General features: G+C 39.9%; 20 protein-coding genes. 17 read left to right on the forward strand and 3 right to left on the reverse strand.

Translation table 11 applies throughout. The annotated features are described in order from the left end of the window. From IEV36_RS18485 to IEV36_RS18530, 10 genes are all read left to right on the forward strand, one after another. Positions 1-1,591: DUF2345 domain-containing protein (locus IEV36_RS18485; protein ID WP_188393561.1), on the forward strand; the 1,591-nt coding region annotated here is incomplete at its 5' end. A gap of 69 nt (positions 1,592-1,660) precedes the next feature. Continuing rightward, a complete protein-coding gene (locus IEV36_RS18490) occupies positions 1,661-6,706 on the forward strand; it encodes an RHS repeat-associated core domain-containing protein (RefSeq protein ID WP_005258239.1) in 5,046 nt (1,681 codons plus the stop codon). Positions 6,707-6,727: 21 nt separating this feature from the next. Further along, complete coding sequence (locus tag IEV36_RS18495) at positions 6,728-7,183, forward strand: hypothetical protein (RefSeq protein ID WP_005258237.1); 456 nt, start codon at positions 6,728-6,730, stop codon at positions 7,181-7,183. A gap of 295 nt (positions 7,184-7,478) precedes the next feature. Next, positions 7,479-7,712: a hypothetical protein gene (locus IEV36_RS18970; RefSeq protein WP_373869385.1), complete on the forward strand. Its 234-nt coding sequence runs from the start codon at positions 7,479-7,481 to the stop codon at positions 7,710-7,712. A 221-nt stretch (positions 7,713-7,933) separates the two neighbouring features. Further along, positions 7,934-8,380, forward strand: coding sequence for a hypothetical protein (locus IEV36_RS18505; RefSeq protein ID WP_005258231.1), 447 nt, complete (start codon positions 7,934-7,936; stop codon positions 8,378-8,380). A 36-nt stretch (positions 8,381-8,416) separates the two neighbouring features. Beyond that, positions 8,417-8,683: a hypothetical protein gene (locus IEV36_RS18870; protein ID WP_227591702.1), complete on the forward strand. Its 267-nt coding sequence runs from the start codon at positions 8,417-8,419 to the stop codon at positions 8,681-8,683. Positions 8,684-8,920: 237 nt separating this feature from the next. Then, positions 8,921-9,400 (forward strand): hypothetical protein, encoded by a 480-nt coding sequence (locus IEV36_RS18515; RefSeq protein ID WP_005258227.1) that lies wholly within the window; start codon positions 8,921-8,923, stop codon positions 9,398-9,400. 39 nt (positions 9,401-9,439) lie between these two features. Then, a complete protein-coding gene (locus IEV36_RS18520; protein ID WP_005258225.1) occupies positions 9,440-9,904 on the forward strand; it encodes a hypothetical protein in 465 nt (154 codons plus the stop codon). Between the two features lie 94 nt (positions 9,905-9,998). Beyond that, positions 9,999-10,946, forward strand: coding sequence for an RDD family protein (locus IEV36_RS18525; protein WP_005258223.1), 948 nt, complete (start codon positions 9,999-10,001; stop codon positions 10,944-10,946). Positions 10,947-11,134: 188 nt separating this feature from the next. Beyond that, on the forward strand, positions 11,135-12,319 hold the full coding sequence (locus IEV36_RS18530) for a porin (protein WP_005258221.1): 1,185 nt from the start codon (positions 11,135-11,137) through the stop codon (positions 12,317-12,319). 51 nt (positions 12,320-12,370) lie between these two features. Here IEV36_RS18530 and IEV36_RS18535 read toward each other — a convergent pair whose 3' ends face one another. Together IEV36_RS18535 and IEV36_RS18540 are read right to left on the reverse strand one after the other, a co-directional pair. Continuing rightward, entirely contained in the window at positions 12,371-13,204 is an 834-nt protein-coding gene (locus tag IEV36_RS18535) for an EamA family transporter (protein ID WP_005258219.1), read from the reverse strand. A 75-nt stretch (positions 13,205-13,279) separates the two neighbouring features. Next, positions 13,280-14,260: a LysR family transcriptional regulator gene (locus tag IEV36_RS18540; protein WP_004772837.1), complete on the reverse strand. Its 981-nt coding sequence runs from the start codon at positions 14,258-14,260 to the stop codon at positions 13,280-13,282. A 100-nt stretch (positions 14,261-14,360) separates the two neighbouring features. Between IEV36_RS18540 and IEV36_RS18545 the strand changes: the two genes are divergently transcribed. From IEV36_RS18545 to cntB, 6 genes are all read left to right on the forward strand, one after another. Then, complete coding sequence (locus tag IEV36_RS18545) at positions 14,361-15,473, forward strand: tartrate dehydrogenase (RefSeq protein ID WP_005258216.1); 1,113 nt, start codon at positions 14,361-14,363, stop codon at positions 15,471-15,473. Positions 15,474-15,512: 39 nt separating this feature from the next. Further along, a complete protein-coding gene (locus IEV36_RS18550) occupies positions 15,513-17,168 on the forward strand; it encodes a BCCT family transporter (RefSeq protein ID WP_171068034.1) in 1,656 nt (551 codons plus the stop codon). After that, positions 17,165-18,118, forward strand: coding sequence for an alpha/beta hydrolase (locus IEV36_RS18555; RefSeq protein WP_005258214.1), 954 nt, complete (start codon positions 17,165-17,167; stop codon positions 18,116-18,118). Before IEV36_RS18550 ends, IEV36_RS18555 begins: the two co-directional genes overlap by 4 nt. 64 nt (positions 18,119-18,182) lie before the next feature. Further along, the gene (gene cntA / locus IEV36_RS18560) at positions 18,183-19,298 is read left to right on the forward strand and encodes a carnitine monooxygenase subunit alpha (RefSeq protein ID WP_004772828.1); all 1,116 of its coding nucleotides are present in this window, start codon (positions 18,183-18,185) and stop codon (positions 19,296-19,298) included. A 72-nt stretch (positions 19,299-19,370) separates the two neighbouring features. Continuing rightward, positions 19,371-20,822: an NAD-dependent succinate-semialdehyde dehydrogenase gene (locus tag IEV36_RS18565; RefSeq protein ID WP_005258213.1), complete on the forward strand. Its 1,452-nt coding sequence runs from the start codon at positions 19,371-19,373 to the stop codon at positions 20,820-20,822. A 104-nt stretch (positions 20,823-20,926) separates the two neighbouring features. After that, positions 20,927-21,883, forward strand: a complete 957-nt coding sequence (cntB, locus tag IEV36_RS18570; protein WP_004772825.1) for a carnitine monooxygenase, reductase subunit CntB — start codon at positions 20,927-20,929, stop codon at positions 21,881-21,883. Between the two features lie 182 nt (positions 21,884-22,065). Here cntB and pcaU read toward each other — a convergent pair whose 3' ends face one another. Then, a complete protein-coding gene (pcaU, locus tag IEV36_RS18575; RefSeq protein WP_004772824.1) occupies positions 22,066-22,890 on the reverse strand; it encodes an IclR family transcriptional regulator PcaU in 825 nt (274 codons plus the stop codon). 246 nt (positions 22,891-23,136) lie between these two features. Here pcaU and IEV36_RS18580 point away from each other — a divergent pair. Next, the coding region (locus IEV36_RS18580) for a CoA-transferase (RefSeq protein ID WP_276530048.1) at positions 23,137-23,261 on the forward strand (125 nt) is incomplete at its 3' end.

Raw genomic sequence — 23,261 nt, forward strand, 5'->3', positions numbered from 1 at the left:
AGCACAACGCAGCCCGACCAAATTCGACAATGCAGGCAAGCTGCCTGACACCAAGAAACTGGCAGGGATCAAGTCCAAAGAATACCAAGGCGAAGGCTTTAACCAACTGCGTTTTGATGACACCACGGGTCAGATCAGCGCCCAACTACAAAGCAGCCATGCTGCTAGCCAACTGAATTTAGGTAAACTGAGCCATCCGAAAGACAAGGCCGAAAGTGAAGATCGCGGTGAAGGTTTTGAACTACGTACCGATCAATGGGGGGCAGTCCGAGCTGGAGAAGGTCTACTGGTTTCCACGCATAAGCAGGATCAGGGTAAAGGCGAACATCTTGATGCCCAGCCAGCCAAGCAACAGCTGGAAGGCAACCAGAGCAATGCCAAAGCCTTAAGTGAAGTGGCGAAGAACCAGCAGACCGATGAAATTGAATCGCTTGATCAGCTCAAAGAATTTGCAGAGCAGATCCAAGAGAAAATCGCCCAATTTAAAAAATCACTGTTATTACTTAATTCACCCGCTGGCATTGGCTTAAGCACCAATGAAGATATTCATTTATCCGCAGATGGGCAGATCAATCAGCTTGCAGGCGACAGTATCAATCTAAGTACACAGAAAAATCTGATTACGCATGCACAAAACAGAATTAGCCTGTTTGCCGCGCAGAATGGGATTAAACAGGTGGCTGCTAAAGGTAAGTTTGAAGTTCAGGCTCAAGGCGATGGTTTAGAACTATTGGCGAAAGCAGGAATAAAAATTATTTCTACGGAAGACCGAATTGAGATTAGCAGTCCTAAAGAAATTGTGATTACTGCGGGCCCATCACAAATCAAGCTGAATGGCTCAGGTATTTTCCCTGTGACCAGTGGGAAATTTGAAGCGAAGGCGGGGCAGCATTTGTTGGCCTCTGGCGCAAGTGCAAGCAGCAATGCACCACAGTTACCTCAAGCTAAATCATTGAAAGGCGCATTACAGCTATTAAGAAGCTATGGCGGTAATAATTTCTTTAAACAGAATAGTTATAAAGTTATTGATTCATTAGGTAAGCAAATTACTGGCAAGCTCGATGGAAATGGCTTTGCTCAAGTCACAGGCATCGCGCCTGGTGCTGCTAAAGTTATTTTTGAGAAAGATGAAACCAGTGCATGGGCACAAAGTAGTGACTTTAAACGTGATTATAAGTGGGCTGAACCTGTGGAGAAAGTTGCAGCTTCATTAAGCAGTGCCTTGGGACAGAATTTGAAGCAGCAGTTGACCAGTGGTTTACTTTCAATGGATAAAAATAGTCTTAAAAATATTGGAAAAAATACTTTGAACGGCTTGGTTGATCAGACAGTTGGGCAAATTAAGGACCAAGTCAGCAATACTGCTTTAAGTGCTGTTTCAAAACAGTTAAATCTCAATATTTCGCCAGATCAAATGAAAAGTCTTGCGCAAATTGCCAAAAATCCGAGTCAGTCTGTTGATATGCTCAAGGCGCAGGGCATGGATTTTGTAAAAGATCAGGCTTCTAGCAAATTAATGCAAGCAACCAAAGTGGACGCCATACTTCAGCAAGGCATCGTTGACCGTTTTCATGGCAAGAACAATGGTTAGGATCAAATTTAATTAACGCGTAACGATTTAAAAAATAGACGTATTGAAATGAATTAAGGTTTAAGTTTAATGGCTACAGAAAATACACAACAGACAACAGATAAAAAAGCGTCGAAGGTTGAACTTGCTGTTTTTAATTTGGACAGCGTAAACACTGTGACTGACTTGCAGATGATTGCCCATCAGATCCAGCTTTATTTGCAGGTATGTGGTAATACCAGTTTAGAGCAGCTACAGGGTAATGCCAATGTTCCGACGGTAGCCAATATTTTTGCCTTAACAGGCAGTGTACTCGATCTAGTTCTTTACGCTACAGAGAGTAAAACCGAGGATGCAGGTGTACAACAGGGTGCTTTGCTAGCTGCAAATTTAATTGGATTATTTGCAGAGCCAAGTAGTGAAGCACATGCACGAATGGCTTTACGTCCGATGTTCGGTTTAATGTCTCAATGCTTATATCCTGAAAATGGAAAGATCCAAGAAGCCGATATTAAGCGCTTGGGTTTACATCTGAATGCAATGGTGGCAGGCGATTTAGAAAAATTCTTACAAGAAACACAAGCCAAATTAACGACTTTACTCTCACAGGCGACAACTTTAGGAAGCAGCATTTTAAAGAGCCTGTCCGTGCCTGCTACAGCGGTAAGTACGAGTATGACTGCCACATCTGTAGGTGCAACAGCAGAGAAAAGAGATCCAAAACTTAAATTCAGTAATTGGGCTGTGCCACTCATTGATTTAATGGGCAAACCAAGTCAGGCCGATTTAACGCCGAAGATTCAACCAACGATTAAAACGCGCTTACAACAAGAAGCAGCGCAAGCCATGATGACCTTAAGTGAGACTTTACAACAACAGGCAAATGCAGGGCAGAAATATAGTCTGGCTTGGTTATTACAAGAGACGTTGAAGGCAATTAAAGCGCTACAAAATAAAGGCAATGCTAGTGTGCCGATTAACCAGACGGGAGAATATGAGCGTCATACCAAAGGGGATACCTTAGAGTTTGTGAGCTTACAGGCCAATGCATTAAATGCACCCCCTTGTGAAGGTAAAGGCACAGAAACGGGTCAAAGTATTAGTTATTCGATTGGTGCAGAGCGGGTTCAGCACGCCGATTTCTATTTACCGAAAGTGGGTTTTGTATTTAGTCGCCAATATAACTCACAAATGGATGAGTTTGATCAGGGGATGATGGGGGCGCGCTGGATGATGCCATTTTCCAATGTGATCCTGCCAAAAGAACAAGGCTATATCTTTATTGATGCCAAAGGTCGTAAACATGCATTACCATCTACGATTTTGCAGCAAGCTTATACTGTGCCTTATGAAGGAATGACAGTTTACCCAATTGAAAATGGTGATTTTCTATTAAATTTTGGTGGTGACTGGAACTTTCATTTCCACCAATTTAGTCTTGGTCAGCCTTATCATTTAGTTCAACAATTTAATGAAAATAGCAATGAAAAAATTAGCCTAAGCTATCTTTTGTCTGATGGTATTGCATATTTACAAGCAATTGATTTTCAGTTTGAACAGGCACAGCATCAACTAAAATTTGCTTTTAATGAGCAAGTTAAGATTATAGCCGTATTTGTGGATGAGCAGATTGAGCCGTGGGCACGCTATGATTATGATGCTCAAGGTAATTTGATTACAGCTTTTGATCAAAATGGGCATGCACGTCAATACGAATATAATCAGGCGCACCAATTAACGCGTTATACCGATCGTACAGGTCGTGGACAAAATATTCGTTATGAATCGACGTTGCCAAATGCAAAAGCCATTGAAGAATGGGCAGATGATGGCAGCTTTCATACTAAACTAAAATGGCATCCGCGTTTACGCCAAGTTGCAGTTTACGATGCTTATGATGTGCCAACCTACTATTATTTCGATCTGGATGGCTTTACTTATCGTACCCGCTTAGCCGATGGCCGAGAGTCTTGGTATTCTCGTGACGGTGAAAAACGCATCACCCGACAAATTGATTTTGAAGGTCGAGAAACTCAACAAGAATATAATGATCAGGGCCAACTGGCGAAAATTGTACAGCCTAATGGTGGTGTGATTCGCTTTGCTTATGATGAACAAGGAAATTTAACCGAAACCAAAGATCCAGAAGGCAATATCTGGAAACGTGAATATGATGCACAGGGCAACGTCAGCAAAGAGATTAATCCTTTAGGTCATGTTACCCAATATAAATACAACACCAGTAATCAAGTTGTAGAAGTGATTGATGCTAAAGGTGGTATCAAAAAAATCCAATACAATGATCATGGACAAATGCTGTCTTATACTGATTGTTCAGGCAAAAGCAGTACATGGGAATATGATGAAGAAGGTGACCTAAGTGCCCAGCAAACAGCGAATGAGCAGAAAGTTCAATATCTGTATAGCATGCAAGGCAAAGATAAGGGCCAGCTTCAAGCAATTGTTTACCCAGATGGATTAAAAGAGCTGTTTGAGCATGATGAAGAAGGTCGCTTGCTTAAACACACGGATACCAATGGCCTAATTACTCTATATCAATACAACAATGTCGGTTTGCTCGAGCATCGGATTGATGCCAATCAGCACCGTGTTGGTTATGCATGGGATAAACAAGGGCGTATCCAAAAGCTCATTAACCAGAATCAGGCTGAATACCAGTTTGGCTATAACAAGTTTGGTCAGTTAGTTCGCGAACAAGCATTTGATGGAGAAGAAAAGCATTATAGCTACAGTGAAAATGGTTTGTTATTCCAGATTCGCCAACCTAATATCTTGACTGAATTTAGCTATCATGATGATGGACAGATAGCTTCAAAAACTTATACCAACCTGCATACCCACCAAAGCCAGACAGAGCATTTTGAATATAACTTAAATCAACAATTAAGCTCGGCCAGTAATGCTGAGAGCCAAGTTCAAATGTATCGTAACCAGCTTGGACAATTGGTGCGTGAACATCAGCATTATAAAATGTTAAATCTAACGGCTGTGCTACGTTATGAATATGATGAATTAGGTAATCTGGTTAAAACTATTCGTCCCGATGGACAGGAACAGACGAATCTAAGCTATGGTTCAGGGCACATCTACGGAATTGCGTTTAACCAACAGGATATTGTTTCTTTTCAGCGAGATGATTTACATCGTGAAACGGTACGTTTTCTGGCAAATGGTTTGATGCAAACCAAGCATTATAATGATGTCGGATTATTGATTTCTCAACAGATTGAGCCTGAGCAAGAAACCTCAGATCGTCTCCGTTATCAAGCGCATAGACATTATCAATATGATAAAAACTATTTGCTCACCCAAGTCGAAGATAGCCGTTTAGGACAACTCAATTATCAATATGATCCGATTGGACGTTTGATTTCCACCCAGAGTCAGCATAAAAACGAAAGTTTCAAGTTTGATCCAGCGGGGAATCTGGTTGATCCAATCAACCAGACAACACATGCCAAAAACAATTTAATCAAACAGTATCAAGGCAAGCATTATCAATATGATGTGCAAGGAAATGTGATTGAAACCACGCAAAATGGTAAAACCTTAAAGCTGACGTGGGACAATCATAACCGTTTGATCCAAAGTAACTTGAATGGGCAAGTGATTCAGTATGGTTATGATGTCTTTGGACGTCGTTTATATAAGAAATCATCAAACCAAGATCTCACCTTATTTGGTTGGGATGGTGATTTGATGATTTGGGAGTCAAGCCAAAATTCGAGCCATCCTGAGGATAGCTATACCAAACATTATGTTTATGAGCCTGATAGCTTTGTACCGTTAATGCAGGCGGGGTATCAAGGTTTTATTCAGCTGATTGAAACGCCTGATTATAGTGAATACCTCAACAAACCTTATTCAGTTTATAAAGATCCGATCTGGAGTACAGATACTCGTAAAAATCGTGTGGCTTTAGAGCAAACTGCTTTTTATCATTGTGATCAGGTGGGAACACCACAAACACTGAGTAATGCAGAAGGTGCGTGTGTATGGGAAATTACCCAAGATACATGGGGGACTGCACTAGAGATTCAAATGCTCAATAAGGACAATCCATTTGAGCATAGTAATCTGAGATTTCAAGGTCAGTATTACGATAATGAAACAGGGCTGCATTATAACCGTTATCGTTATTATGAGCCGTATAGTGCACGGTATATGAGTAAAGATCCGATAGGGTTAAATGGTGGATTAAATAGTACTAAATATATAAGTGATCCAAATCAGTGGGTTGATCCGATGGGGTTGGCTGGAAAAAGTGATCAGCAAAGAAATAGAGAAATTCTAGAGCGCCAAAATAAACAAAGAAAAGAAATTGCACAAGGTTATGAGAATTACAATAATTGGGCGAGAAAATACAATGAAGATAATCAAAGAAATTATCAAGAAAGAATTTCAAATATTGAAAAGCAAAAAAAGGAAGCTGAGTTAAAAAGAATTATGGATGGTGATCAATTTTATAGGGATGTAGTGTGTGACAATATTCCAAAATCAAGACAACCTGGTGGTTTGAGATCACAATCTGTATTGGGGAAAAATGCATATAGACATGTTTGTCCAGCAAGTAACTCACAGTTTATAGATTATTTGGTATGTAGTGCTAGTGTTGGGTCGGTCGGTAAAACTGAAGTAATTAACCTCCATAACGGACAAATTTGGTCATCAGTAACTTTAAACCCAATTGAAGCAGCTCGTAATATACACAAAACACAGTCTTATAAAAAACAACTATCTTTGGGTGATGTTGGTAAAAAATCAGTAAATAATCAATACAAGCTTGGAGGGGGGACGATATCTCAAGCGGCGAAGATTGCTAAAGAAATGGGAGGTGCAAGTTGTATGGCAGGGCATATTGTCAATAAAAATGAATTTGATCCGATTGCTGAACAAACGGATAACTTTTTAGCAGGTTTGGCTGTAAGTGCCTCAGCTGGTAAAATAATTAAAGCTGGAGTTACAGTTCCATTAAATGAAGCAACTTTAACCTCAAGTGGCACTTTTGCAATTGAGGGAGGCGTTGGTGTTGGTTCGAATGGAATTGATTTCTCCTATGGTGAAAAGTCTGATAATTTCAGTCTGTTTGACTTTTTTAATCAAGCCCGGAAATGATGTTGTTTAATGGAGAATACTGTGAAAATATTGTATATTTTATTAATTATTATTTTCCTACAAGCTTGTACTGGAATAAAAAAAGATAGAGTGGAAGGTAGTGAGATCAATGTTGAGAAAGAAGTCGATAGAATTTTTTCTGATTATAATTATGATTTTAAAAAAGGCATGAATAGAGGGTTTGCAAACTATTATAATGTATTTATTTTTAAATCAGATTTGTCTTTGTTAGAGTTTGATAATGTAAAAAAGAATATAGAAAAGAAATGGAGGCTGGTTTACACTTCAGAAGATCAGTATGTTTTTTGTTACGATAAATACAATCAAATGACTATTCTGTATCCAAGAAAAATGGATTATTTTGATAAGTTTGGACAGAAACTTTATGTTAAATCAAGTAGTCTTGATAAGTGGGGGGTTAGTTTGAAATATATTAAAGAAGGTACCTCTTATTGTAAGGATGAAAAATTCAATTAGTTGTATAAGTTGTATTGATTAATGCATCTGTTTTTTAGCTTATTTTTGTGATTAAAAAATGATGGAATTGTTAAAAATAAATTAATTTTTAATTTTTACTATATGCCTTTATTCTTGCACTAGCATTGAAGAAACTCAACAAGGTAAGTATTTTACACATGTCATTAATCAATACTTTTGGAAATATCAACCAAATGAAAAAATTTGGGTTGATAAGTCAGAAAGTAAATACTCAATTACTAAAATAAAAAAATCAAATCTTTCTTTAAATGATTTTTCTAATATTCGTAAGAAGTTGGAAGTTGATGGTTGGAAACTTGTTTCTGATCAAGATAGTTACTATGAGTATTGTTTGGGTAAGAAAATACATATAGGTATACTTTATCCAATACGACCGCATCATTACAACCCTGAAGGACGTGAAGTTAAATATACAGATATTAATGGCTGGTTGGTAGGGTTATCTTATGGAGAAAGTGGAGTGAATCAATGTAGAAAAGATGAGATACCTGTAATTACATTAGATTAATTTAAGAGTCTATTTTGAATAAGTTTTGAAATGCTGTCTTTAGATGTATTCTTAATATTTTTTGGAGATAATGTTAGTATCTATAAAACTATAGAAATAGATTTGGGTTGAGATATAGATGCTGGTGTTTTAATTAGTATTTCCTCCTTTAATTATAGTTAAATATTAAGGGGGAACTTATGAAATTTATTTTAATATTATTTTAATGTGGTTTTAAGTTGATGGTGATAAGATTTATAAAACTAATGCCTATCTTTACTTTTTGCATTGGTCTATTTGGATGTAGTGATAGTGAAGTACTGGATTTTAAGAGTTTCTCCAATGAATTGTTTGGAGAGTATGAGTACGAATATGATGTTGATAGAAAAAAGAGCTCGACTCAACTTTTAGTAGTGAAAATAAAAAAACAAGATTTTTCTAGCAAAGATTATAAGGGTGTAAAAAATGATCTACTAATGAGGAAGTGGGATTTGGTAGACTCTTATAATAGTTATTATAATTTTTGTAAAACTAGTTATTACTCGGTGGATATATTGAATCCGATTTATGATAAGCATTATACACGAGATGGTGAAGAAGTTAATTTTAAAAGCAAAGATTATTGGTATTTTGCACTTTATTACAATAAACTAGGCATTAATAATTGTATGGAGTATTATAGTAAGTGATTATTTTGTATGTTTTTTTACTTTGATTTGGTTTGTGTGAAAAAAACTATTTTAATCCTCTCATTTCTGTTAGTCGGATGTGATAATGAAACAGTAAAAAAGCCTTATTTAGATCAGGTTAATAAAAGATTTGTTGATGAGGCAGAAGCTTTATTTAATGGGGCTGTTGAAGACCTAAGTGCTTATTCTTCATATACTGATAACACTGTAGCATATAAAATTAAAGCAGATAAATTTGATATTAATGTTTTTATGAAAGAGGAGAGTAAAGATTTAAAAAAAATGGGATGGTTTTTTCTTTAAAAAGTATAATGAAAGTTATATTTTTTGTGATGGGAAAAGACAATTAGAGATAATATCACCTAGAATTGTTTCTAAAAATGAAGTTTTAGTTAAAGGTTCTGCTGGTATGCAGTTGGATGATTTTTGGCATGTTATATTTATGTCGCCAAATAATACTAAGCGATATGTTTGTTATGACTACAAGAAATAAATTCTATATTTTAAATTGTATTTTATTTTTTTGAGCAGGATTTGTATTTGTATATAATTAAAAAATATATAAATATTTTTTTAATTCTCATATTGTTAACTTCCTGTGCAGAAGATGAAAACTTAGAGATCGGAAGAAGTAATTATCCAATTAATATAGAGTTGAAAAGAGAGGCTAAAGATATTTTTGGAGATAAGCTAGAAAGCGAGAGAAGTTATCAATCATTTTCTTCAAATGATGTAGTTTATAAAATTAGTGCTAGAAATTTAAGTATGGAACAGTTTATCTCCTACAAAAATCAGATATTACCTGAAAAAGGTTGGTTTTTTAGATCAAAAGTTAATGAAGGCTATATATTTTGCCAAAGTTCTCGCCAATTAGAAATAATTCCTCCACAATTTCTTGTTAGTAATAATGAACTAGGTCAGGGAGATATTGGTAGACAGCTTAAAAAGGATTGGAATATTTTTCTTAGACATACTACTTTGGGTACTTTAAACGAATGTTATATGAGAAGCAAAATTTAAATATGATAATTTTTTTTGAATTTATTGGATAAGTTCTTTATGGCTATGAGGGAAATGACAAATAACTTTAACAAATCACTCATTTTTTTAATGGTAGTATTTCTTTCGAGTTGCTCTTTACTTGAGCAAAAATCATGTATCCATAATTTTAATAAGAGAGTGATTGAACTAAGCCATGATATAAAGGTACAGCAGGCGATCAATCGTATAGAGAATAAAACTTTTTGTGGAAACCTAACTTATACTGAGTTCTATAATCATGTAGATGTGTTACTAGAAGGTTTAAATGATAATCAAAAACAAGATTTTTATACAGTTTTGTTTTTTGCTGAGTTTCATCGCAATGAAAATGGTGGTGAGTATATTGAATTTTTAACGAAAAATAGTATCAATATTTACGAGCAATATAAGCTAAAAATGAGTGATAAAAAACTATTAGATAAGATGGAATATACTAATGAAGAATGGTTGAATATAAAAGCCTTGGGTGAGGTGCTTCATTAATGTATTTTATTATGATTCATTATATAATCCTAAATTACTGTTTAAGTAATTAAAGTATAGATGTTGATTTTTGATTAATTATAAAGGGTAAGTTTTGTCTTCTGTAAAATCTTCTTATATCGCTGGTTTCTGGCGTCGATCATTCGCTTTTCTTATTGATTTATTACTGGTAGGTGGTTTCTGTTGGAGTGTGACTCAGCTTCTCTCTAACGTTTTGTACCAATTTCCAATTATATCTATCTTGATTGGCTATTTTTTTGTTATTTTATATTTTGGCTTATTAAACAGTCATTTAAATTCTGGGCAAACTTTCGGAAAGCAGCTTTTAAAAATTAAAGTGGTAGACAAATATGGAGATGATCTTGCTGTTATTCCATCATTGCTGCGTTCAGCCATCTTATTTGCTCCATCATGCCTGATGTCATTAAGTGACTATTTCCCGATTTTACTTTTGTCCGAAGTATTTGACTTATTACTGGTCTGCTTACAAATCCTGATTGTTTATTTTTATATCTTTAACCGTCGTAATCGTCGTTCTGTCCATGATTTTATTGCGGGTTCAATGGTCGTTAATTTACAAAAAAATGATCAAGAACAGCCCGTTCCTGAGATGTGGCCTATGCATACAATTTTTGCATCGCTCATCACTCTGGTGTGTTTAGGAATTGGGGCATCTTCTTTCAATGTATTTGATCGGGAAGATTTTGTTGAAATTAAACAGTTTAAACACATTCAACCTGAAATTATTCATGTAAAACAGATTTCAGAAATTGAAGATGAATCAGAGACTCAATTCATTTTGTTTGATGTTCAGATCAATGATTTGTCAAAACTGAATAATTCATTTTTCGCACAAGAGTTCGTAGACAACCTGCAAAGATTTAAGCCGCAGTTGATAAATGAAGACAATAAAATTTCATTACTTTTAAGTACACGGTTTCAATTTGGTCTAGCTTCATCCATTAATTTGAACATGTATTCAGTTAAAAAAACGCAGCAAGGATTAAAGGTTGTAGAAGAGATTTCTACCGTAAATTTTTAAACCATGAAAAAGCTGAAGCTATGTGTTTCATTAATCAAACGATTTAATTGGGATGCAAGTCGCTTCAAAAGCTTTATGAATGATTCATCATTAAACACACTCCGTAAAGACCGACTTTATAGTTTAACCATTGTTTGTGAGCATGAATTTCTTCATTTTCATATAAGGTTAAACAAGGACGTACAACAATGAAAAAAGCACTGCTTCTCTTAGGCTCAATGGGTGTCTTGGCAAATATGCCTGTCTTGGCAGCCGATTTAAGTATCGGTGACCCGAAAACACAATCGGGTGAACTGAAACTTACAGGCGCAATCCGTACCCGTTATATTCATAAAGATTATGTTGTTGAGGCCAATGAAGGTTCCAAGAACGATGACTGGCGACTGGCGGATATCAAAGCGGTGTTGAGCTATGAAAATCCGAACTGGATTGCCTCAATGGATGTGCGTTGCTACCAGTATGATCGCTTATGTGATGCTTTATTTCTAAAAGATGCTTGGGCTGGCTATAAATTTTCAGATCAGCAACGCGTGACAGTCGGTTTGCAATCGGTTGATTTTGGCTTTGGACGACTGTGGGGCAATAGCTATTATGAAACTTTGCTCAATACCGTTGGACTGGAAGACATTCAAAACCTTGGAGTGAAGTACCAGTTTAAGGACAATCTGTACAACTTCATTCTCGGTTTTTATCCAACCGATGGTGGAAATTATAAAGGAACATCCAAAGATTCCAGTCGTTATAGCGGTAACTTTGTTCGAGCTGATGATTTGACTCAAGGCACCGATATTGATGAAAAGAATATGTGGGTGACGCGCTTATCCAGAAAGTTTGATATCGATCAATCGCAGAATTTCTCGACTGAAATTGGTGGCTCTTACTGGTATTCGGAACTGGAAAATAATCGCACCAATCGAGATGGACATCGTAGTACCTGGAGTGTCTTTAGCACCACCAATTATCAGGCATGGCAATGGTTGTTCTTGGCAGGCGAGCAGGACGTTAAAAATGCAGATGATCTTTTACCGAAAAGTTCGACGATAGGGGCTTTTGATTATCCCTATCAGGTGGCCAATAAGGGCAAATATATGGCCAATGAAATTAATTACACCTTTGCCAAGCCATTCCATCAGTTAGAAAATATTAAACCTTACGTATCTTATAGCCGTTTTTATAAAGATGAATCAGGCTATCAAGATTCGGATCGCTTAATCGCAGGTCTGTATTTTAACTATAAAAAAATTGGCATACAGGGCGAATATATCTGGAGTCGCAATGACCCGATGACGGGCAGTGGTGCAGATGGCCTTGCTCAAGGTGACAGCAATCAATGGAATAAATTGTTCTATTTATCGCTGGGTTATTATTTCTAAATTCGATATCGAAAATAAGCCAGTCTGTTCGTCATGGACTGGCTTTTTTATTTAGGCGATTCTGAGGATCAAAGCGCCAATTAAAATGAGACATGAGGACATAATTCGTACTGCATTGATGCGTTCTTTCAGAATAAAAATCGAGATTAGTGTGGCAAATAAAATTGAGGTTTCACGCAATGCGGCGACAACGGCAACGGGTGCAAAGGTCATTGCCCACAGTGCTAAGCCATAAGAAAAAAATGAACCAATGCCACCGATTAAGCCTAAATGCCAATTCAGGCGGAAATATGCACCCATCTGTCGATATTGCATTCTCAAGGCGAACATCAAAAAAATCAGGCCTGACAGAACAAAGCTCCATAAGATATAGGAAATCGGTGAGCCAGACAGGCGGATCCCATGACCATCCAGCAAAGTATAACCTGCGATCAGCACTGCATTCAGCAAGGCCAGCCCGATGCCTTTACGTCCCGTTTTAGGAGCAGCCAAGATCATGGATAAGATACCGATGGAGATGGTAATAATGCCAATCCACGCATTAAATTCCAGTTGCTCATGCAGCAAAAACGTACCGAAAATTGCCACAATGAGGGGTGCCGTACCGCGCATGAGGGGATAGGTCAGACCCATATCTGCGACACGATAGATTTTGGCAACCAGTCCAAAATACAGAATTTGTATTGCCGTTGAAGCCAGAATATAAGGCCAGCTATCACTGTGTGGTATTGGAAAAAAGGGTAACAGTATCGCGGCTAAAATTGCTGCTGATGCCGTAACCAGTACCGTGGTTAAAAACTTATTTGCCCCTGCTTTTACAATGGCATTCCAAGTGGCATGGCATGCTGCTGCAATTAAAATAAGGACAAATATTGCCGTGCTCATAGGCTGCCTGCTGATTCATGATCTCGCTAATGTGCATGATATTACTGAAAAAAGAAAGCAGGCAGCTTATCGCGATTATAGAAATACTTTTTCAGTATTTGGATTGATCGGTTCAACTGGCTGAATCAGCTTTCCACGCGTCAGATTCTGGATATGTTGTAAACGGTTAATCAGTTCATTTTGAATAAACAGAATACAGGTCTGTAATTTTGACGAGCTTTTTAAACGCGAAGGATAGACCGCCCAAACATCGGCATCTTGCCAGTATTCAGGCAAAATGTGCTGTAACTCACCACTAATCAATTCATCGGCGACGTCCCAGATCGAACGTAAGATAATGCCATGTCCTTCAATGGCTAACTGGTGAATAATCTCGCCATTATTGGAAATGAAGCGCGGTGTGACATGGACGGACATATCTTCCGAGGTATGGCGCAATTTCCATAAGACTGAGGACTGATCACGTTCACTAATCGTTAGGCAATCGTGGCTGCGTAAATCTTCCAGATTTTCAGGCATGCCATGTTTCAGCAAATAACTTGGTGCTGCACAAAAAATCCGAAAATTTGAAACCAGTTTTTTAGCAATCATATTCGGGGCAATATCATTGCCAATGCGAATGTCCAGATCAATACTGTGCTGAATCAGGTCTTTGGTGTTGTCGATGGTGTCGAACTGGATCTCAAGTTTTGGATACATGGTCAACAGTTTAGACAGAATCGGCGCAACATGTTTTCGGCCAAAACCAAAGCTGCTGACAATGTCGAGATGACCCGTTGGCGTGCTTAAGGGGTTATTGACCAGCTCACTGATTTCATCGAATTCATCCAGAATATTGGAGACCCGATCCAGAATCAGTTTGCCATCCTCGGTCAAACTGACATGACGGGTACTACGATGGAATAGTTTGCAGTTCAGGTTGGTTTCTAAAATATTGATGCGTTTACTGATAAATGCAGGTGAAACGCCCAGCTCCTCAGCTGAATCGACAAAACTCTTGCGTTTGGCGACTGTACAAAAAACCTTTAAATCCGATAGGTTAGGTAGATTATTCACGATCCGTGTCCATTGGGGTGATAGTTTTCTTATTGATCATTGTTGCCGAAAACAGCATGTTTACAGCTAAGGATATTAACCAAAGGTGTAAGGGAGCGTTATGGCAAAAAAGTATAAAGTTGCCACGATTGCGGGCGATGGAATTGGCTTAGAAGTTCTACCAGAAGGCATCAAGGTTGTAAAGGCAGCGGCAGACAAATATGGCATTCAACTTCAAATGGATAGCTTTGATTGGGCCAGCTGTGATTACTATCTTGAACACGGCAAAATGATGCCGGATAACTGGTTTGAAGTACTACAGGAATATGATGCAATTTTCTTTGGTGCGGTAGGTTGGCCTGACAAGGTGCCTGATCATATTTCACTGTGGGGATCATTGCTGCAGTTCCGCCGTCGTTTTGACCAGTATGTGAACTTACGTCCAGTTCGGTTAATGCCCGGAGTGAAATGTCCACTGGCGGGCAAGCAACCGGGTGATATCGATTTTTATGTGGTTCGTGAAAACAGTGAAGGTGAATACTCTGCGATTGGTGGTAAAGCCTTTGAAGGTACAGATCGTGAGTTTGTTTTGCAGGAAGCGGTATTTACCCGTCATGGTGTTGATCGCATTTTGAAATATGCATTTGAATTTGCAGATCAGCGTGAAGCTAAAAAAATCACGGCTGCAACCAAGTCTAACGGGATTGCGGTGAGCATGCCGTACTGGGACGAACGTGTCGATGAAATGGCAAAACGTTATCCGCAAATCAAGGCAGATAAACAGCATGTCGATATTTTAGCGGCACGGTTTGTATTGCAACCTGAGCGTTTTGATGTGGTGGTGGCATCGAATTTATTTGGTGACATTTTATCGGATTTGGGACCTGCATGTACGGGCACGATTGGTTTGGCGGCTTCGGCAAACTTAAACCCCGAACGTAAGTTTCCATCCTTGTTTGAACCTGTACATGGTTCAGCACCAGATATTTACGGACAACAAATTGCCAATCCGATTGCTGCAATTTGGTCGGGTGCGATGATGCTGGATTTCTTGGCAGACGGTGATGAACAGGTGATTCAGGCTGGACAGGAAATCATGCAGGCGATTGAGCATATTTTGGTGCATGGCCCTAAAACGCCAGATGTCGGTGGAACTGCAAAAACCTATGAAGTGGGTGATGCAATTGCATCCTGTGTGACTGAGCAAAAAATGGATTTATTCGCTATGGAGTAAGTACCCCTTAGGGAATAGTCACTATCCGAGATGGATTGAATAGATATGGATAATCAAATTACAAAACCTTATACAGATAAGACGCTTGCGATCACCAGTCTTGCCGTTGTGTTTACATCGGTGGCTGGTCTAGCAATTTACTCATCTGAATCAATACAACTGGCTGCAAAATGGATGCAGTGGACCACGTCAGTGTTTACCACGCCAGTACTTTTATTTGCTTTTTTATCAATTATTTTTACCTTTGGTTTGGCTTTTAGTAAATACGGCAAAATCAAGCTCGGTGAAGGCAAGCCCCAATACAGCACCATGTCATGGATTTTCATGTTCATTCTATCTGGGATTGGGTCTTCCACCTTGTACTGGGGCTTTTTGGACTGGGCTTATTATTACCAAACCCCAGGTTTAAATTTAGCACCTGAATCGGCAGCAGCGCTGAAATACAGCGTGGCTTATTCCTTCTTTCACTCTGGTTTGAGTGCATGGTCAATCTATGCTTTGGCATCGATTTCACTGTGCTACAGCTATCATGTCAGAAAGAATAAAGGCTTGAGCTTGGCATCCGTGATTGAAGCGGTGACAGGTTTTAAAGCAACGGGTCCAGTCGGTCGTGTGGTTGATCTGATGTTCTTGTTGTGTATGTTTGGTGCCTTGACCATTTCACTGGTTTTGACTGCCGTTACCTTTACCAACATTCTTTCGCAACTAACCGGTATTCCGAATACCTTCATGACCAAAGTCATCATTATTTTAGCGGTATCCATCTTATTTGCACTGAGCTCTTATGTCGGTATGGATAAAGGTATGCAACGCTTAAGTCATATGGTGTGTTTGGGTGTGGTGCTGTTTGCGATCTACGTGCTGTGCTTTGGCCCAACCCAATTCATTATGAATAATTCGTTGATGAGCTTTGGCCTCATGGCGACCAATTTTGTCGATATGAGTCTGTTTACTGACCCGATGGGCGATGGGAAATTCACTCGTGAATGGACTGTGTTCTATTGGTTATGGTGGATTTCTTATGCACCGGGCGTGGCATTATTTGTTACCCGCGTATCAAAAGGACGCACCATTAAAGAAGTGATTCTTGCCATGGTCATCGGTGGTAGCGTTGGTTTATGGTTCATCTTCGGTGTATTTGAGAACTACAGTGTCTATAGCTTTATTCACGGTATGGTCAATGTCCCGCAAGTCTTGACTCAGCAAGGCGGTGAAGTGGCGATCGGTCAACTGCTCGGTTTACTGCCAGCAGGCAAGCTGATGATGTGGTTGTTCCTTGGCATTATGGTGATTTTCCTTGCAGCACATATGGATGCGGTCGGTTATGCCGTTTCTGCAACCTGTACCCGCGGTTTGCGTGAAGGGCAGGATCCGTCTCCAAATGCGCGTTTATTCTGGTGTGTGATGTTAACACTGGTGCCGATTGCGATGATTTTCTCGAAGGCGCCGTTAGACACCATGAAAACTGCGACCATTGTGACTGCCTTGCCGTTTATTGTGATTATTCTGGTGCAGACCTATGGGTTGGTGAAGTGGCTGATTGAGGATTATTCCAAGGTGCCATCGCATTTGATTGAGCAGAATAGCTTTAATGACTTGGAAGCGCTTGAGCATACTGACTCAAATCAACAAATGCAGATTGATATCGCGGCAACAGCAGTTGCACATAAAAGCAGTCAAAAGGAATTGTCATGACACAGCAACCGAACACGCGCTATGAGTTAAGCGAAGAAATGCAAAGTCTGGTGTATTGGAGCAGCATTTATTCAGCAGCGGATAATGATATTGATTCAATTCGTGCAGCCTACGATGCCATGTGTATGCATTACACCTTGCCTCGCGATGGTGCGGTCAATATTGAAGATAAAACCGTTGCGCATGCCACTCATCCCGTCAATGTTCGGTTGTATTCACCACTGGGTGAGGCACCTGAAGCGGGTTGGCCTTGTATCCTGTTTATCCATGGTGGTGGCTGGATGCTGGGTAATCTGGATTCACATGAATTTATTACCCGATATTTATGTCGTGATCTGAATGTTGCGGTGCTAAGTGTCGATTATCGTTTGGTGCCAGAACATCATTTCCCAGCCGCTTATGAGGATTGTGAAACGGTTTATAAATGGCTCCGCGCGCATGGCGCAGACTGGAACATTAACCCGGCACAGATTGTGTTAGCAGGTGACAGTGCAGGCGGCAATTTAGCTGCGGCACTGGTGGTTCAGCTACAGCATACAGGTAATCAGGCCTGTGGTTTGGCCTTGATCTATCCTTGTTTGAGCAGCAGTTTTGATACAGCGTCTTGCCAGCAGCATGCACATGCGCCGTTACTCAAGTTAGAGGAAATGCATTATTACTTGAAGGAATATGCACCGAATAAAAGTGACTGGAAAGATACACGTTTAGCGCCATTAAATGCACAGGATTTTTCTGACATGCCGCGCAGTTTTGTTGCGGTTGCTGAATACGATCCACTGAGTGACGACGGGCGTATTTTTGTGGACAAGTTAAAACAAGCCAATATTGCCGCCGAGTTTTATCTCGGCAAAGGATTACTGCATGGCAGTTTACGTTTAGTACGTGATTGTCCTGTGGTGCAGGATTTATATCAGCACATGCTGAGTTCGTTAAAGCAAATGTTCAAGTGATTTGAACATCAGCCAATTTTGATAAAACGGTCGTTAGGACAAAAGAGTTTAATGGAGTAAAACCATGAATGCAGTTGAAAAATTACCAGAAGATTTCTGTTCAAACCCAAATGTGGCGTGGACATTTCCAAAAGTGTTCTATACCTCATCTCAGGTATTTGAGCGTGAAAAAGAAGAAATTTTTGCGAAAAGCTGGATTTGCGTGGCACATGGCAGTGAAGTTGCCCAAGCCAATGACTATATTACCCGTAAGGTGATTGGTGAAAATATTATCGTGATTCGCGGTAAAGATAGCGTATTACGTGCATTTTATAATGTCTGTCCGCATCGTGGTCATGAGTTGTTAAGTGGCAGCGGCAAAGCGAAAAATGTGATTACCTGTCCGTATCATGCATGGACATTTAAGCTGGATGGTAGTTTGGCATTGGCGCGTAACTGTGATCATGTCGAGTCTTTCGACAAGCAAAATTCGAGCATGGTGCCGTTAAAAGTTGAAGAATATGGTGGTTTTGTCTTTATTAATATGGATGAAAATGCCACTTGTGTTGAAGATCAATTGCCTGAATTTGCACAAAAACTGAATGAAGCTTGTGCCGTAATCAAAGACTTGAAATTGGCTGCGCGTTTCGTCACGGAAACGCCTGCGAACTGGAAAGTGATCGTGGATAACTATTTAGAATGTTATCACTGTGGTCCAGCACACCCAGGTTTTGCAGACTCGGTACAGGTCGATAAATACTGGCACACTACGCATCAAAACTGGACTTTGCAATATGGTTATGCACGTTCTTCAGAGAAGTCCTTCAAGCTTGACCCATCAGTCAAAGATCCGACTTTTAGCGGTTTCTGGACTTGGCCTTGCACCATGTTTAACGTGCCGCCTGGTGCAAACTTCATGACCGTGATCTATGAGTTCCCGATGGATGCGGAAACAACTTTGCAGCATTACGATATTTTCTTCACCAATGAAGAGTTGACTCAAGATCAGAAAGATTTGATCGAATGGTATCGCAATGTCTTCCGTCCTGAAGACCTTGAACTGGTTGAAAGTGTACAACGTGGCTTGAAATCACGTGGCTATCGCGGTCAGGGCCGTATCATGACTGATAAGCAACGTTCAGGCATCAGTGAGCATGGTATTGCTTATTTCCAGAATCTTGTTGCGCAGTACCACAAGTAATTTTGTATCAGGCTCATTAAGGGTACGGTGAAGATAAGGCCGTACCTTGCTTTCAATCGATAGGATCATGACATGTCAAGTTTGCAAGGAAGTCAATTATTTCAACAACGCGGATTGATTAATGGCCAGTGGGTCAATGCGCAAACCAATGCCACCATTCCTGTGACCAATCCAGCGACGGGTGAAGAAATTGGCTTGATTCCGAATATGGGTGCTGCGGAAGCCACTGAAGCGGTTGAAGTGGCATATCAGGCTTTAGCAGCATGGAAAGGATTAACGGCGCAAAAACGTGCAGATCTGTTATTGGCTTGGCATCAACTGGTTTTGAGTCATGCTGACGAACTGGCACGCATTATGACCATTGAGCAGGGGAAACCTTTAGCCGAAGCATTGGGTGAAGTGAAATACGCAGCTTCATTTATTCAATGGTTTGCGGAAGAAGGCAAACGCGTTTATGGCGATGTGATTCCCACCACCAATAGCCAGCAGCGTTTTATTGTGACCAAAGAACCTGTCGGAGTAGTGGCTGCGATTACGCCATGGAATTTCCCGATCGCGATGATTACCCGTAAAGCGGCACCTGCTTTGGCGGCGGGTTGTACCATTGTGATCAAACCTGCCAATGAAACCCCATATTGTGCGCTTGCAATTGCTAAACTGGCTGAAATGGCAGGCATTCCAGCAGGTGTCATTAATGTAGTTACAGGCAAATCGCAAGAAATTGGTTCGGTATTTACCAGCCATGAAAAAGTCAAAAAACTGACTTTTACAGGTTCTACGCCGGTCGGACGTTTATTGATGCAGCAATGTTCAGATACCATCAAAAAACTGGCACTTGAACTGGGTGGCAATGCACCACTCATCATCTTTGATGATGCTGATCTGGATAAAGCGGTTCAAGGCGCGATCTTTGCCAAGTTCCGTAATGCCGGGCAAACCTGTGTCTGTGCCAATCGGATTTATGTCCATAACAAGATTTATCAGGCATTTACCGAGAAGTTTGTGCAAGAAGTACAGAAATTCAAAATTGGTAATGGTTTGGAGCAGAATGTACAGATTGGACCGTTAATCAATGAAAAGGCCGTGCTTAAAGCCCAACAGTTAATTGATGATGCCTGTGGCAAAGGTGCGCAAGTGGCGTGCGGTGGTAAACAACATGCGCTTGGACAAACTTTCTTTGAACCGACCGTGCTAACCGACGTATCGCGAGATATGGAAATTGTTCAGGAAGAAATCTTTGGCCCAGTCGCGCCTTTGATTCGCTTTACAGATGAAGCCGATGTGGTCGCGCAAGCCAATGATACGATTTTTGGTTTAGCAGCGTATGTTTATAGCGAAAACATTTCACGGATCTGGCGTGTTGCTGAACAGCTGGAATATGGCATGGTTGGGATGAATTCAACCGCGATTTCCAATGAAGTCGTACCATTTGGTGGCGTTAAACAATCTGGTGTGGGGCGTGAAGGTTCTAAATACGGTTTAGAAGAGTTCATGACCATTAAATATATGTGTTTAGGATTATAGCAACAATGCCTGTTGGGACTCTCTTCATCGAGGGTCAACAGGCAATATGCAGTTAAAATTAGAAAATGCTTAGATGAGCAGCATGCGGTAAAGAGGATTTAGACATGGCTAGTCATTATGAAATGTTCCCATCAGTGGTCACTCGTGTAGAGCAACTGACCCCATTGATTAAACGGTTCACATTTAAACGTCAGGACGGACAAAATTTTCCTCAGTTTAATGGTGGTAGTCATATCATTGTCAAAATGAATGATCAACTGTCCAATGCCTATTCACTGATGAGTTGTGCTCAAGATCTTTCGACTTACCAAGTCTGTGTACGTAAGGATGTCGAAGGTAAAGGCGGCTCCGTTTATATGCATGATCAGTGCAATGAAGGCTGTGAAATTCTGATTTCTGAACCAAAGAATTTATTTCCGCTGGCGGAAGAAGGTGAGAAACATATTTTAATTGCGGGTGGTATCGGGATTACGCCGTTTGTACCGCAAATGGATGAGCTGGCAGCGCGTGGTGCAGACTTTGAATTGCATTATGCCTACCGTTCGCCAGAACATGCTGCATTATTAGAAGAACTTAAGCAAAAGCATGGCGAACATATTGTTAGCTATATTGATTCAGATGGAAAATATCTTGATCTCGATCAATTGATTGGGTCTCAACCTAAAGGTACGCACGTCTATGTGTGTGGTCCGAAACCGATGATTGATGCAGTGATTGATCGTTGTAATTACCATCGTTACCGCGATGAATATATTCACTGGGAGCAATTTGCATCTACCGTACCAGAGGAAGGTGAAGCATTTACGGTTGTTCTGGCGAAATCGAATCAGGAAGTGGAAGTTCAAGGGAACCAGACGATCTTGCAAGCGATTGAACTCCTCAACATTGATGTGGAGTGTTTATGTCGTGAAGGGGTGTGTGGGACTTGTGAAACCATGATTCTGGAAGGTGAGGCAGAGCATTTCGATCAGTACCTGAGTGATGATGAAAAAGCATCACAGCAGTCCATGATGATCTGTGTATCTCGTGCCAAAGGCAAGAAATTGGTACTTGATCTGTAAGCTGTCTGACTGATTGCCTCAGCGTGTTTTTTAGCCACTCAAATCAATGTAGATGTGAAAGGTTAAAAATTAATATTCATTTAAGCTGGGGCAATTAATTTAAAAGGACGGAAATAACCGTATACACAGTACACCTTTCGCCACATTCCAGATGTGGCATTTTTTTGCCTTAAGATTTTGAATTAAATCACTTGTCGTAAATCACGCGCCGTTTCCTGTAATAACGGCAGAATATGGGTAATTAAATAGTCTTTGGTGGTGCGCATGGTCGGGGACACAATATTCAGTGCCGCGACAACGCTGGCATTGGAATCATAAATGGGTACAGCGACTGCATGGACGCCCAACTCATGTTCTTCACAAGAATAACACCAATCTTGTTCCTTGATTTCGTGGAGTAAATCCAGAAACTCTTCACTATCGGTATGAGTGTATTTGGTCAAACGTTTTAATGGATATTTTTCTAACCAGCGTTTTTGTTGTTCGGGCGTTAAATGTGCCAGTAAAATCTTGCCAGCCGAAGTGGCGTGGGCAGGGAGACGATTACCCAAATGCAAGCCATAAGGATTGACCCGATCAGTTTGTTGATGGGCCGCACTACGGGCAATGGTAATTGCTTCATAGCTATCCAGTACCATGACTGAATAAATCAGTGAAGTCTGATTGGTTAAGAGATTCAGTAAAGGTTGACAGATTTTCGGGAGAGAAGAGCCGTCGAGATAAGCTCCTGAGAATTTTAAAATTTTTGGAGATAAATAATAATAATGCCCATCAAAATCTAAATAGCCTAAGTACTCTAGCGTCAGTAGGTGACGTCGAGCCGCAGCACGGGTCATTCCTGTTTTTTCAGCCGCCGTACTCATATTCAGGCGGTGGCGTTCAGGCCCAAAACATTCCAGAATGGACAGACCTTTGGCAATCCCCGCAATAAAATCCTCATGGCGAATGGTTTTTTTATTTTCACTATGGTGAATGAGTCGCGGACTTTTATCTTGATCATTTTCCATTGTTTAGATTATCCATTTCAAATCCTTTGATGAAAATTATTCTAATCCAATCACGACTAATTTACTTGGATAATGTTCGATGATCGAACATAAAAAATAATAATCGAACAAAAACCATTTTAAAACGTAGAAGTCAGCGCAGAATTTATCAAGAATAAATAGAAGAAATCCGAACAAAACACTCAACTTCATTTTATCGGCTTTTAGATGGATGAATGGGTGATGCACAGTACAGGAAGTAGTCAGATGATTGATAAGAGTACCGCCTCATTGACCGAGGCACTGTCACAGATCAAGGATGGAGCAACCATCATGATTGGTGGCTTCGGCACCGCAGGACAACCCGCTGAACTGATTGATGGACTTATCGA

Origin of the sequence: Acinetobacter vivianii, from assembly GCF_014635885.1 — a bacterium.
GTDB lineage: Bacteria > Pseudomonadota > Gammaproteobacteria > Pseudomonadales > Moraxellaceae > Acinetobacter > Acinetobacter vivianii.